At 42.1% G+C, this 13247-nt stretch carries 17 protein-coding genes; 11 read left to right on the top strand and 6 right to left on the bottom strand.

The window, feature by feature from the left end:
- Positions 1–60: 60 nt before the first annotated feature.
- Both DSM107010_RS33910 and DSM107010_RS33905 read right to left on the bottom strand, forming a co-directional pair.
- A complete protein-coding gene (locus tag DSM107010_RS33910; protein WP_158631937.1) occupies positions 61–336 on the bottom strand; it encodes a relaxase domain-containing protein in 276 nt (91 codons plus the stop codon).
- A 42-nt stretch (positions 337–378) separates the two neighbouring features.
- Positions 379–816, bottom strand: a complete 438-nt coding sequence (locus DSM107010_RS33905) for a hypothetical protein (RefSeq protein ID WP_106169578.1) — start codon at positions 814–816, stop codon at positions 379–381.
- 659 nt (positions 817–1475) lie between these two features.
- Here DSM107010_RS33905 and DSM107010_RS33900 point away from each other — a divergent pair.
- The 7 genes from DSM107010_RS33900 (at position 1476) to DSM107010_RS33870 (ending at position 7561) form a co-directional block, all read left to right on the top strand.
- Positions 1476–2612, top strand: coding sequence for a ParM/StbA family protein (locus DSM107010_RS33900; protein WP_106169577.1), 1137 nt, complete (start codon positions 1476–1478; stop codon positions 2610–2612).
- Positions 2596–3141, top strand: a complete 546-nt coding sequence (locus DSM107010_RS33895; RefSeq protein WP_106169576.1) for a hypothetical protein — start codon at positions 2596–2598, stop codon at positions 3139–3141. The genes DSM107010_RS33900 and DSM107010_RS33895 overlap by 17 nt, the downstream gene beginning before the upstream one ends.
- Positions 3142–3173: 32 nt before the next feature.
- Complete coding sequence (locus DSM107010_RS33890; RefSeq protein ID WP_106169575.1) at positions 3174–3470, top strand: hypothetical protein; 297 nt, start codon at positions 3174–3176, stop codon at positions 3468–3470.
- A 9-nt stretch (positions 3471–3479) separates the two neighbouring features.
- On the top strand, positions 3480–4307 hold the full coding sequence (locus tag DSM107010_RS33885; protein ID WP_127025083.1) for a hypothetical protein: 828 nt from the start codon (positions 3480–3482) through the stop codon (positions 4305–4307).
- Positions 4308–4356: 49 nt separating this feature from the next.
- A complete protein-coding gene (locus DSM107010_RS33880; RefSeq protein WP_106171467.1) occupies positions 4357–5223 on the top strand; it encodes a hypothetical protein in 867 nt (288 codons plus the stop codon).
- Positions 5224–5687: 464 nt separating this feature from the next.
- Positions 5688–6764, top strand: coding sequence for a hypothetical protein (locus DSM107010_RS33875; protein ID WP_106171465.1), 1077 nt, complete (start codon positions 5688–5690; stop codon positions 6762–6764).
- A 65-nt stretch (positions 6765–6829) separates the two neighbouring features.
- On the top strand, positions 6830–7561 hold the full coding sequence (locus DSM107010_RS33870) for a PadR family transcriptional regulator (protein ID WP_127025080.1): 732 nt from the start codon (positions 6830–6832) through the stop codon (positions 7559–7561).
- Positions 7562–7825: 264 nt separating this feature from the next.
- Here DSM107010_RS33870 and DSM107010_RS39005 read toward each other — a convergent pair whose 3' ends face one another.
- Both DSM107010_RS39005 and DSM107010_RS33865 read right to left on the bottom strand, forming a co-directional pair.
- Positions 7826–7972, bottom strand: coding sequence for a hypothetical protein (locus DSM107010_RS39005; RefSeq protein WP_158631936.1), 147 nt, complete (start codon positions 7970–7972; stop codon positions 7826–7828).
- Complete coding sequence (locus DSM107010_RS33865; RefSeq protein WP_106169335.1) at positions 7969–8727, bottom strand: dienelactone hydrolase family protein; 759 nt, start codon at positions 8725–8727, stop codon at positions 7969–7971. The genes DSM107010_RS39005 and DSM107010_RS33865 overlap by 4 nt, the downstream gene beginning before the upstream one ends.
- 499 nt (positions 8728–9226) lie before the next feature.
- Here DSM107010_RS33865 and DSM107010_RS33860 point away from each other — a divergent pair, with 499 nt between their 5' ends.
- The 4 genes from DSM107010_RS33860 to DSM107010_RS33845 all read left to right on the top strand — a co-directional run bounded on the left by DSM107010_RS33860 (position 9227) and on the right by DSM107010_RS33845 (position 12210).
- Positions 9227–9946, top strand: coding sequence for a transposase family protein (locus DSM107010_RS33860; protein WP_199755952.1), 720 nt, complete (start codon positions 9227–9229; stop codon positions 9944–9946).
- Between the two features lie 109 nt (positions 9947–10055).
- Positions 10056–10837, top strand: a protein-coding gene (locus DSM107010_RS33855; RefSeq protein ID WP_106169334.1) for an IS5 family transposase whose coding sequence is annotated in 2 segments (ribosomal slippage) — positions 10056–10395 and positions 10395–10837 — 783 coding nt in all. Because the reading frame shifts where the segments join, the coding sequence is not laid out codon by codon here.
- Positions 10838–10901: 64 nt separating this feature from the next.
- Positions 10902–11927 carry a protelomerase family protein gene (locus DSM107010_RS33850; RefSeq protein ID WP_106169333.1) on the top strand — a complete coding sequence of 342 codons (1026 nt, stop codon included), beginning with the start codon at positions 10902–10904 and terminating at the stop codon, positions 11925–11927.
- A gap of 19 nt (positions 11928–11946) precedes the next feature.
- Entirely contained in the window at positions 11947–12210 is a 264-nt protein-coding gene (locus DSM107010_RS33845) for a hypothetical protein (protein ID WP_106169332.1), read from the top strand.
- Positions 12211–12453: 243 nt separating this feature from the next.
- On the opposite strand, the gene DSM107010_RS33840 is transcribed toward DSM107010_RS33845, so the two are convergent.
- Positions 12454–12651, bottom strand: coding sequence for a hypothetical protein (locus DSM107010_RS33840; RefSeq protein ID WP_106169331.1), 198 nt, complete (start codon positions 12649–12651; stop codon positions 12454–12456).
- 18 nt (positions 12652–12669) lie between these two features.
- Positions 12670–13179, bottom strand: coding sequence for an FkbM family methyltransferase (locus DSM107010_RS33835; RefSeq protein ID WP_106169330.1), 510 nt, complete (start codon positions 13177–13179; stop codon positions 12670–12672).
- Between the last annotated feature and the right edge of the window lie 68 nt (positions 13180–13247).

Here is a 13247-nt window from a genome sequence, read left to right as displayed (position 1 = left end):
CTGCCCACCTCTCTGCTATTAACGCTTGTAATGCTTAACACACCTTACTTTTCGCTTTTCTTAGTGCCATTCGATGCTGACGCTTTTTGGAGCGCAAAATAAACACTCTAAGACCGCTCGGCGTTTTTCTGGCGCGACCGCTCTAGAACTTAAGTGCTTGCTACCGTCTGGGGATAGCCCTTGCATCAAATTTTCAAATTCTTTTGCCTCGATTTCTCCTTCGATTCCCAATTCTCGCGCTCCCGCGCCTAAGCAGCGATAACCCTTTTTCTGTTCGGGCTTTTGCCGAAAATATCGGATGGCTTTTTGGGATGAAGTGTTCTGGACTCTCAGCACGATTAGGTAGATATTAGAAATTAACCGCGCGATCGCACTTTATCAGGAGCGACCGCATTCGTAGAAATTCAATTTCAACGCACGCAAAGGTTCGGGTAGGACGAATTTATCCCAGTGCGGGCGGATGACATAGGCAATTTGAACTTGCGACAACTGTTGTAATTGAGCGATCGCGCTCTCGTAGCAGCGAGCGGAAATACCCCATGCTACAAATTGACGGTGACGGTTGAGCGCTTCTCGATAAAAATATCTTTCGTAGGTTGGCAGTTGCTTGACGATCTCGCTGACTTCCATTGAGGGCGTTCGTAAGATAATCGCAAACCAACCGATGGGGGCGAGGTAAGCAATATCAACACGAACTCTAGCACCTACCTTGCCTGCCTCTATCTCGCTTCTCCAGTGCGGCGAGTTATTCCAGTAGCAAAATTCATAAAGCAGGCGCAACTCAATTCTTAACAAACGTAGATTGATCGAGTACACGGTGAAAATTTTTTATGACAACTACATTTTGGGAAAAGTTTAGCTTCAGTTACATTTTGGGAAAAGTTTAGCTTCAGTTCATTATATAATTCAAAATAAAATTTTGGCGTAGGGTACTCTCAAAATTTTTAAGGGAGGGGTTTGGGGAGGGTCTTCCCTCCCCGCTCAAGGCAAGTGCTAAAAGCTCGATGCCTGAAATAGGCTCAGGATAAAGGTTTTGCGCTTTTTCTGAATTAAACTACCTGCACTGCAAACCTTTTGAATACCTTAGTTGACCTTCTGCGAACCTTTCAAACACCTTTATAAGTTGAGGTTTAAATTTAGAGTGAATTTCCTCGATTAAAATCCTTAGGAACACCTTCCAACAACCTTATTAGTACCTTCTATTAACCTTCCGAGTCCTTATTTTGCATCTGACTTGCCATGACCTTAAAAATGCCTTATATTTCCTTATAAGCAAAAACGATCTCTCTTAACAAGAACTCGATTCTAGAGATAGAATTTAACTACCAGCAAAATGGAGCAGGAAGTTTTAATAACTATCACTGCTCTTCAAATTTCAGACTTGCAAAAATTGAATTGCCATTGAGCTAGAAGCAAGTGCGAAGTAGATAGCAGACGAACTCACGCTGACAAAAATTAGAAAATTGAGCACATCGATGCCTGACGCTATTATTACCTGCGACCTTGGCTCGCTCTTGAATAAAGGTTTCTTTAGCGTGAAACCGTTCAAGCCCGAGTTATTGATTATGGAATCGGAAGTTGCTAAGGCAACACAAGAGAGCCTTGAGGAGTATGAAGAAGTTATCAAGTTGGGGAGCCTTGCACCAGAAAACGCTGCTTGGGTGGAGTATCGCGGTCAATATCGAGCGGTGGGATTTTCTGCCAAAGATTATTTTAATGCCGACCTGAATTTACAAGCTCCGAAAGTCCAGCTCGCGCTCTATAAAACGTTGGCGATTATCGGAGCGATCGCCCAGAAGAAAGGATTGCCAAATGGAGCGAGCATAAGTTTAGGGGTACTGTTTCCCTACGGGGAGTATCGAGACCGCCAGCTGTTCCAAGAGATGATAACCGATGCGATTGGAGGTTTTCGGTTCCGAGGAGAGGAAAGAAGTTTTGAGTTAGCAAGACTAGTCTGTCGTCCGGAAGGATTTGGACTGATTTCGCGAGGGCGACCGTCTGGTAGTAGCCTGAAGGAACAAGTGATTGTGGTGGTGGTAGTGGGCTACCGCGATGCTTCAATTTATGTATGGGAACGAGGAACGATCTCTAAGGGTGCAACTAAACAACTAGGATTCAACAAACTGATTCAAACTGTTAAATTAGCTGCCCCCAGTCAGGAGAGTTCAAAACTAGCAGCAGCAATCTGTAAAGCCGGAGCGAAAGTTAGTATAAAAGCTCTGGCACACCTGAGCCGCTTCAACGATCCCTGCGATACTGCCCTGAAAGATAAGGAGATCGCCCAGTTGAGGAAAACGATCTCGATCGCCAGAGCGCAGTACTGGTTAGAACTATCTAGCTGGCTTCGGGAGCGGATTCCATCGCACGTAGATGAAGCGATCGTGACTGGGGGGACTGCTTATTACTACGAACGCGAATTCAATGAGTTGTTTTCTAGCGTTCGGGTCAACTGGGGAAGCGAGCTAGAAGAGCAGATAAATCGCTGTTTCCAGGCTAAAGTAGCCGAGAACGGTTTGAGTTACCGCTTGACTGATAACTACGGCTTTTTCTACTACCAGTGCGGGACTGAGGAAAGTACGGAACGGACGACAACGCATGTACGAGCAAGTTGATTTCCATTTTCGCTATCAGCCAGGAAGCGAATCGCCTTATGCTTTGCTGCTGAAATATTTGCAGCCCAAAAAGAAGAGTAGTAAGCGAGGGAAAGGACTACCAGCAGAGAGTTTGGATGAATCAGTGGAATTACCAAGAGAGCGGATGATTCTTTGGGCGCTATCAGCTTTTTGGTATCCTTCAGCTTGCAAAAAACTGGGAAGATATAGCGATGTAGATCTCAAGCAGAAGGCAAGAAATGCGATCTACCAATTGCTTCAGCAAGTTTATTACCTGATTCAGATGTTTGAGCTTGATCCAAGTGAGTTTGTTTTCCCGATCTCAACTGGGGGATTAAATAACCAGTTAAAAGTTGACGATCGAGTTGCTACATCTGGAATCGGTAATGAAAAAGTAACAACAGCCATATCCACTTCTTCAAGCACTACACCTGGTTCTAAAACTCAAGAGTCGCTCGAACCGCCAACTACTCTGGTATCAATACGTAGTGAGGATGATATAGCGCTGGATGAAGCTTTTGTTGATTAGCACTTTGCTACTTATTAGTCTCCAAAGGAAAAATGGCAGAAGCGACAATCAAAGCACAACGGCAAACAATCTATATCGGTGATGTCCCTCTAGAGGTTGCCATGTTACCAGATGGCAGCTATCGGCTCAGCCAAACACAAGTTACCGCAGTCATCGACAAATATCATAGTTCATTTGCGCAGTTTTTGCGGTCGAAAAGCTTCAAATTCTGGCTGGACAACGATTCTGGTTTGCGCAATTCTATGACTTTAGTAGGGATTGATGGCTTCAATCTACCAATTGCAAGTATTTCTTTTGAAAGAGCAGATAAAGTCTTTATCCAAAGTTGAAAGCCACAAATGTCAAAAGTTTACAAAGCCCAGCGTCGTGTAGTTCAAATCGGTGACATTCCGCTAGAAGTTGCCATGCTCCCTGATGGGAGTTATTGTCTCAGTCAAATGCAGGTTAGCGCAGTGATAGAGAAGCCGGAAATTTCTATTCGACGCTTTCGACAGACAAAACGCCTCGAAGCCTTACTGGGGAAGGCTTCTCAATTCGACACTTTAACTGTTGAAGGTGCAAACAAACCAATCGTACCCGTTACACCAGAGTTAGCAGGGTTGTATTGGTATAAATGTGCCGCCCAAGGGAATAAAAAAGCCCAAGCGTTAGTCATAGCTTTACTCAAATGTTCGCTGTACGATATAGCCGATCGCGCATTTGGCATTGAGCGTCGCTCTCAACAGCGCGATCGCTTTTTAACAGATGATTTGTCGGACACAGGCATAGCGCGAATAGAGGCATTGCGTCAGAATCTAGTTGAGCAACAGCCGCTTGAGCATGAATTAGAAACGCAGACCGAACGCGAGTTGAAACTGAAAATTCAGCTAGTCCAACTGGAGTTGGAGCGCCAAAAGCTAGAACTGGAAAAAAATCGCAATCCTTTTCCAGCAACAGAGATAAATAAAGTAGGTGCTTCGCCGTGGCAAGTCATCCCTTGGATGCAGAAAACTTTGGGTTGGGCAAATTCTGCCGACGCTTCTCGTTTGCTTTACCAACTCGGCTACGGCTACAGAACGGAACATTGGTTCAAGTTGCGAATCCTGGGAGAACTTTGGGTGATGCCGCAAGATTCTTTCAATTCGCTCAAAACCGCAGTCGAGCGGTTTAAATCAGAGCGAAATTAGGCTTGAAGTGCGAGCGCCAAGATAATTTATTCAACTTAGGAGAACTCTCATGCCATTTACTAAAGAAAACCTGATGATGCTCTACAGCCTTTCTCTAGAAGATGTAGATCGGACTCTAACTGCTGCAACTATTCCTTTAGATAAAGAGACTTATGAAGATGAAGAAATTTCCACTCGCTTTGATATTATCCGTAACTACTTCAACCACGGACAAGCAAGCGACTACACGGTAGCGGCAGAATTATTTCAGCAACATCAAGCCAGCGAAGTTGAAGCTCAAGCGCAGTCAAAGAACAAGAGATCGGACAAGGGCAACAACTCTGCTTCTGACAACGAGAATGGTACGCCTGGGGGCGATCGCCTAAATCTATTAGAATTGATTGCTAATGCTAGCGATCGCTGTGAAATTAAGATAGAACTACTCGAAGCCATCCAGATTATGGCAAGTTGTGGATTGGAGCCGAATCAGGAAGACTTCACTTCCGACCAGTGCGATCGCTTCGTGTCAGCCTGCGATTTAATTTTGAAACAGAAGAAAACGCTTGAGGAAGTGGTAGAGCATTTCGGTACGCCCGCAACTTCTCCAAGTGACTCGGTTGAACTGCAACTAGAGCAAACGGCAATGAACTTGGAACAAAGTGGTAACGGTATTGTTAGCGAAGTGATGAAGTCTAAAGCAAAAGCAGATGCGACTGCTGCTGCCTCTTTGTATTTGAAGCATTTGAATGATGAGTTCGGCTCTACTGAGTTTCAAACGGCTTGGCATCAAATGGAGGAAGCACTGAAGGTTGCAGTGGCGGGAAAGTCAAGGGCGAAGGCAAGACAAATGCTTGGGGAAATGCGAGCGATACAGCCCTCATCCTTGCCCTTGAACGCCTTGCCCAAAGCCTCCGACAATGGCTCGACGACCGATTAGATGAGGAGTTAGCCCAAGAACGCCGTACTATTGATGTTCGGATCGAGCGGGCATCGGACGAGAAAGCAATTTGCCGACTTGAAGAGCTGAAAAAAGAAGACGAAGAGTGGCTTCAAGATCAAGTAAAAAAACTGCAAATTCGCCGCGCCAAGAATGAAGATATCCGAAAACAATTAACCGATTTTTTTTGTATTATTGGCAGAGCAACTAAGAGCAATACTCTCTTGTTGATAATGGCTGTTGTAATCTTTAGTTGGGGCAGTATTTTAGGAATAAATATTGTCCCTATGGTTGGCTGCCAAAAGCGTAACGATTGGTGCGACCGATTGAGATTTTGGGGAGGTCAAACAACTTTTGACGTTCCTACTATCAAGTGTCATAACACTCGGAAAGGAACGGTATGTTTATTTCCCAAAAAAAAGAATTGAACTGACAGATTTTCAAGCTTTTAGGAGAAAATAATAATGGATGAGGCTGAAGTACTTTGGAAGGAATTAGATCTCAATAGTGTTCTAGTTTCAGAGCATACAAGAGTTAAAGAGTTACTCGGTTTAATTTACTATTTCAGCTTTTGTAAATCCAGCGACGATTTAAGCTACCGGAAATACTTACGCGAGAATTATAAAGATATAAAAAATTGGATTCAAGAATTAAAAGGAATAGCGGGAACTAGCGATCGCGTAGAGCGATTTTGCCAAACGTTGAATAGCTGCTTGGAAGAAGCTATCGATTGCAAGCGAGATGAAGGTTATTTTCTTTCTCCTAGTCTTCTAGAGTTAATCGAGCAATACCGAACTTCTCCTCAAGTCATACAAGAAACTAACTTTCACGGAATTACGTATTACGAAAGCTATTTGACACGTAAAATCGAACTATTCTACGAAATTGGTAAACAAATAGGAATTTTAAACGAGCGCGAAATTTTTAACAGTAGTGTTAGAGTCGATCGTAACGTGCAAGAAACTTGCGACAGAGTTCGAGCTTGGGTGGAAGACAAGTTGGGATTCGACTTGCAACGAGTCAACGTGTACGAGTCTTTTGTTGGGAAATATCTTAAATACTGCGATCGCACTTTTTATGAAGGAGTTTGCGAGGCAGCACTTGAAGAAATTGGGCTGCGATCTGGGATATTAAAACGAGAAAAGCGTGAAGAAGTATCGAGAGTAGAAATAGAAATAATAATTCAATGGTTGCAGAGAAATTATGGCATTAAATTGCCTTTACTCAAAAATAATAAGGATGTTAGCTTACCTTACAAGCCTGAATGGAAGGTTAGTACAGAGATAAAGAATTTCTCCATACGTAAAAATCCCTTCATTATTGCACTTAAATATAGCTTAGTTGTCTGTTCGTTGGGAATTTTTGTCAAAGTTTTTGTTCCAGATTCAATCAAAATAGCCGAGCGACTCTTAGAAAATACGGGTTTAGTCGGGCAGAACGATCAAAATATTAAAACTGATTTTGAGGAATGGAAACAGCAGTTAATATTAGAGCTGAGAAAAAAACAACTATATCCTATTTCTCCTACTGATCGAATGTAATCATCATCAAATACCATTCAAGAAGTTTCGGTGCTTGGCAAGCCTCAAATAGAGCGAGAAAAAATATGTTTGATATAGAGATAGAAATTCTTTCTGTATTAAATCAAAACGGCGAAATGTACGGTTTAGAAATCATCGATACTTTGAATCAAAAGTTAGGAAAGAATTGGCTGGGGTGGAACCGAGTCGGTTTCGGTAATTTATATCCAGCTTTGCGGAGGTTAGAAAGAAAGGAAGCGATTGTTAGTAGATGGTTGGAACTAGATGAAATACCGCAAAAGGAACTAATAGTTGGCGGTTATACCCGGAGACGTTACTATAAAATTGCTCCAAACTTTTCTGATAATATTGATAGTTTAGCCGGAAGGATGTCGCCTAATAAAAATTCAATATCCTTAAACTTAGCTCTTAAAGGAAAATGTTTTTGTGGGATTGCTTTTATACTAGAATTGACTTATTTATCTTTATTTGAAATTATACTATTTTCGATTTCCTTAGTTATAGTTGGGCTGCCGATTCTACTTTCGATACTTATTTCAACAAAGCTCGATCCATTTGCAACTTTTCCCTTGAAATCTAGAATAGCTCCTGGTGCGCTCATGGGCTTCGGCTTCGGCGTGGTCTGCTTGGGTCTATGCCGCTTAGAATTGGTGACGTTATTCTTGCAAAGTGTGGGAGCGATCGATCGACCTATTCTGCCTCCTTTACCCGACTTTCTTGCTGGTTTAGCGATCGCAACGGCAATAGTTGGGCTAAGTTATATTTGGCGCTCGAACATTCAAACTTTAAGTCATTAATTCGGTTATTTGAGGTGGTTTAATATTTATTTGTGAGTTGTTTTTCAAATAACAAATGATTAAATTTAAGGATTAAAAATAGTGGAGCTACAAGTAACAGTATAGCGAAATGTCCATCTTTTGATTATGACTGGAACGATAACTTTTCCGTGACCGGAAGTATAACATTTCTGCGAGAGTGTCACTTAAAGGATAAAGTGGCCGGAATTAAAGGATAAAGTGACCGCGTTAGCGAAACTCTAGAGATCCGTGATGAAATAAAGTCTACTGCTGAAGATCCAGCCTTATCTGCCTTAAAACCTCAAGTACCTCAGCCTGCCATAATGAAGAGGGATTATGCATAAATTTTCTTAGATTTTTAGCAGTAGGAGTAATGCCTTGTGCATGAAGAACTGGAGCGAGTTGGCTCACTTCGGTTCCTCTCCGAAAAGATCAAGAACCGCTCGCCATGCACGCTCAGTGTGTTTTGGGTGATAGCCGACACCTGGCACGGTCGCTTGAACATGCGTGAGCCCTTCGGCCGGCGATCCATCCGAATTTGTCGGGCGAGCCCAAAAGGCGTGCTGGGCACCGCCATAGATGTTTACGCGCCAGTCAACCCCGGCATCCTGTAATGCGTGACCAAATGCGAGAAGTTGGTCGGGAGTGCAGAGCGGGTCCTCGGAGCCAGTACAGAGGAGGATAGTGCTGTTTATATCGCGCCAGTCATGGGCATCAGGTTCCGGCAGGCCGGGATGAACGACCGCGACGGCTTTGAAGGGTGCGCCTGTTTTCGCAAGCTCAAGGACGATATGGCCGCCAGCACCATAGCCGAGAGCCAAGAGCCGGTTGGCGTCAACATCAGGTGTCGCGAGGAGAACGTCCAGCGCTACGCGACCAATAGCCCGCATCCGTCCAGCGTCGGCCAACAAGGGCATGACCCGAGCCAACATCGCGTCGGGCCTGCCAAAGAAGGTCTGTCCGCCGTGAAAGTCCATCGCGAGTGCAACATAGCCGTGCGCGGCGAGATCATCAGCGCGGCCCCGCTGGTAGTCGTCAAGACCAACGCCGTCGTGTCCAATGAGAACTGCGGGCCAAGGACCCTCGCCGTGTGGCCGTGCTAGATAAGCGACCATGTTCAGGCCGTCTGCGTCGTAGAAGACTTGGGAAGTTGTGATTTCGTGCATATCTTACCTGGATGCCTAAGCCAGGGGGGCGGCTCCCTGGCTTAGGCATCCATCTACCTCCTTTCATTAATCTCACCCTGCTTAACCTGTAATCTACCGTTCTCTATTTATATAGAGGCTTATTCTACTCCAAATAATAACCATTATCTTGGCAAAAAGTTAGTCGCACATTGCGTTACGTTATTTATTAAGCCAATCTCCTCAGCAGCGATTGCTAATTTTTTGGGACGGGGCGAGTTACCATCAGACTTGTCCGAAATCTTAACTTAGGAAAAGAAAAATGGTAAAACGTTTAATTGAGTGTTTACCATTTTTCCAAATGTCTATAGTGTTTGATTATATCCAAAAGTATCCATTCCGAACAAAGCAAATTTTAGGAATTAGTTACGAACAGTTACAATTGCTATTAAATTGTGCCTTAAACCGTCACCAAGAAATTAGAGCTAGACAAGAAAAATAAAAAATTAGAATTAATGCATCAGGCGAAGGTCGTAAAGAATTGTTATTCAAAGAAGAACGAGTCTGTCTCTGCTTATTTTATTTAAGACAAATGCCCACATTTGAAGTATTGGGGATGTTATTTGGAATTTCTAAGACAGCAGCCAATGATACTTTTCATTATTGGATATCAATTATTCGAGATATTATACCCTCTAGTTTATTAGAACAGGTTTCAAATCAAGAGAGTGATTTACTATTTGTTCAAGAAGTATTAACGGAATTTAAGTTATTGGTAGATAGTCTAGAACAGCCGATACATCGACCTTCTGGCTTCAAAAAGCAACAAAAATATTTCTCTGGTAAGAAAAAGCAGCATACTTTAAAAAGTCAAGTGATTGGGCTACCAGAAGGTAAAGATATTGTCGAAGTAGAAGTAGGTGTTCCTGGTCCAACAGCAGATATAAATTTATTCCGTAAGTCTCAGGAAAAGTTTGATAAGTCTCAATCATTTTCAGGGGATAAGGCTTATTTTGGCGGTAAAAACGTTACTACTCCTTACAAAAGAAAGCTAAGACGAGAACTAACACAACAACAAAAAAGTGAAAACAGAGTACGCTCGGGAGAGCGAATATTTATTGAGCATTTGATTCGATTGCTCAAAATCTTTCGGATAGCTTCACAAAGATTTCGTTTAAGGCTGGATATGTATGAGCAAATTATTCTAACTGTTTGTGGGTTAGTTAGATTGAGAATTGGTAGTTTAGTGTTGCCTAATTAACTAATCCGAAAAATTATAAGAGCTGATTTATAAAGAAAATTTGAAGGCAGTGAGGATGAAGGCGTATAGGCTCTTACTATGACAGGTCAGTAGCTTAAAGCAATGCCCTATGAGTAGAAAAGCCTACAAAAGTGACCTAAGCGATCAAGAATGGGAAATCATCGAACCATTGATTCCGCCTGTCAAACCAGGAGGACATCCACGGACGGTAGATATGCGTGAGGTAGTCAATGCGATCTTTTATTTACTACGAACTGGCTGTTCTTGGGAGATGCTTCCTAACGACTTGCCACCTTACTCAACAGTCTATTATTACTTTCGTCGCTGGCAAAAGCACGGGGTTTGGGAACAGATAAACCAAGTATTGCGTGAACAAGTACGGATGAAGCAAGGCAAGTCTCATCAAGCAACCGCTGCAATTGTGGATAGCCAGTCGGTAAAAACGACTGAAAAAAGGGGGAAGTATACGGCTTCGATGGCGGCAAGCTAGTTAAAGGTCGCAAACGCCATATCGTCGTAGATACACAAGGACTACTGATGGGTGTAGTAGTGACCGAAGCTAATGCTTCAGAACGATTAGGAGCAATAGTAGCATTGTTAGAAGAGTGCTATAACTCCAAAACTTTAGAGCTAATCTGGGTAGATTCTGGATACAGCGGCGAGAATTTTGCCTCTGCTGTAATGGTAGTCTGCGGTGCAGAAGTGGAAGTAGTTAAGCGGATTACGGATGGGTTTGAAGTGTTACCTAGAAGATGGGTAGTTGAGCGAACTTTTGGTTGGTTAGGGCGCTATCGTCGATTGAGCAAGGACTATGAACTGTTACCAGAAGTAAGCGAGTCTATGATTTATGCGGCTATGGTGCGATTGATGCTCAGACGATTAGCTGCTTAATTTTTACTTTATAAATCAGCTCTTACAAAAAATATCTGAGGGAGTTATCAGTAAATACAGTCGAATGACAAAAGAAGAACTTATTCAAGCGTTAAAGTTATTCAAAGCTAAAGAAATAAAAGCTGTCCAAATAAAAGAAGAATCCGACCCTCTTTACGCTATGGGCTTGCATATATTTAAAACCATTAAGAGCTATTCGACTGAAGACCGTAATACTAGACAACAGCTAATATCTCGATACGCCGCACAATTAATAGCACGAGAAACTTCTGAGTTTCCTAATATCAAAACAAGAAGAAATAGGAAAAACGGATATTTAAGTACAGCATTTGAAGAACGTGTAAACCAAGAACCTGAAAATGAAGACTTGTATGAATCGTTAAAGTTTCTAAAAGACTTAATTGACACGGCATGGTCAGCAGAAGTTTCAGAATTCACTCAAAATTATAGAAATAAAGTTACCGATTTAGATGCCGATGAAACTACAGAACCAATAGACCCAAGATCGCTATTAGAAGAAGCTAATAAAGTTTTATCTTCTAATACTGTGGATGATTGGCGTTCAATTGTTAAAGCATTGTGTTTAGTTACTGGGAGAAGACCTAGCGAAATTCTTGTGACAGCCAATTTCCAAAAGATATCGGAATACGCTGTAATCTTTACGGGACAGTTAAAAGCAAAACGAGAAATAAGAACAATGAACATGCCCGAACGAGTCAATGAAAAAATTATCATTCCCACACTGGCTACAATCGAACAAATCGAAAACGGTATTAACTTGTTAACAAAGGAAGGTAGACGAAAAGACCCTGGTGATAACTATATAAAAACGTGTGAAAATGTTGATAAACAATACAGCTCATCTTTTTCTCAATTTATGAAAGGCAGTGGTCAAACATTAAAAGACATGCGAAAAGTATATGCAGTAACTACATACGAACTATTTGGTCAAAAAGCTAATAAGTTGAAATGGTTCGCAAGGATATTAGGTCATAAAACATTAGACGCTTCTCAAAGCTACGTAAAATTTTCATTCCTGAAGAAATCAAAAGCGAAATCAACATTTGCGACGAAAGAGTCTACCAGCTAGTCAATAAAGGAATAATCTAATGTCAGTATCAGTAAATGAGATTTTCAAACTCGACCTTGAATCATTACCATCAATACCACTTATAGAGTTGAAAAACTTACCTGACATTTCAGGACATTATTTTTTGTATCGAGATACTGAGCTTGTTTACATCGGTGTTGCAAAAAATATTAAGAAGCGGGTAAAAGCGCATGGTAGAAAAATCAAAGAAGGTGCTAATTTTTACGATGGTATCAAATCGAGCGTGTATGGCAATGGCATTATATTGAGGAACGATTATTAATTAAAAAATATCGTCCTTTGTTCAATCAAGCGTTTAATCCCACTTATTGTAATGGCACTGTTCCATATCCCTATTGTTCAATAAAACCCTAACCACCCTCATAATTTCCACAATTTTTTCAAGAGCTTGAACGCCTTACTGTATATGCGTTTGAAGTGAATCTGCTTGGCTCATTGTGAGCTGAGTAGAATTGCTACAATCTTCTCCTGCTATAGATTTGCTGCTAAATGGAATTTGTTGTGATCAATCCATATATGCTCGCCGATGCTCCAACCTCTTATATCGCGCCAAAGGTCTTCTCGGCGTTCTATCAACGACGTGATCGGTAATTTTATCAAAGAGGCGCTCGACGATTGGTCGAGGAATAATGCCATAGGGTTCATAAAAATCAACTTCTGACCAAGGAATAAGCTCCTCCTCTAACCAAAATTCCTCACTCATATAACCTTGATACTGCAATTATTGGTATAACTGATAGTCACTTAAACGAACGAAAATGTCGCCATAGCTATATCCCTTAAGAGGACGAAGGGTATCGGGAAACAGTGTAAGAAATTCGTCTAAAGGCAACCAATCTTGGTAAGTGAATAAGGCTCTGCCTTGCGCTCTGAGATTGATATGCAATTCTCCAAACTGCTTCAAGTAATAGAGACAAGCGCGCGCTTGATTAACTTCATGTTGAGACAGGTGATATTCAAAAGATACTAAGGGTATAGGTTGCGTCAAACCTTTTAAGACCTCAAATTCCCATCCCTCTACGTCAATCTCGCAGTAGTCTGGTAGTCCGTGGTCTTCGATAGCTTGATCGAGGGTTATTACAGGTACTTGTATCTCATTTACAATCACCTCATGTAGCCAATCCCGCTTCAAACTTGAATGGGAATCGATAGCGCTAACGTATAGCGTAAGCTCTCCAGGTTCTGCACCAACAGCACACTCACGATCGATCAGTTTATTGGCGATCTCCAAGAAACAAAATACCTATGAGGCAGGTCGGATAAGAATATCCCATTTGGGCAAGAGGGGATTGCGTTGTA

Origin of the sequence: Chroococcidiopsis cubana SAG 39.79 (assembly GCF_003991895.1) — a bacterium.
GTDB classification, from domain to species: Bacteria; Cyanobacteriota; Cyanobacteriia; order Cyanobacteriales; family Chroococcidiopsidaceae; genus Chroococcidiopsis; species Chroococcidiopsis thermalis.
The sequence above is the reverse complement of the archived record's forward strand: the minus strand, read 5'-3'. Positions and strand labels throughout refer to the sequence as shown.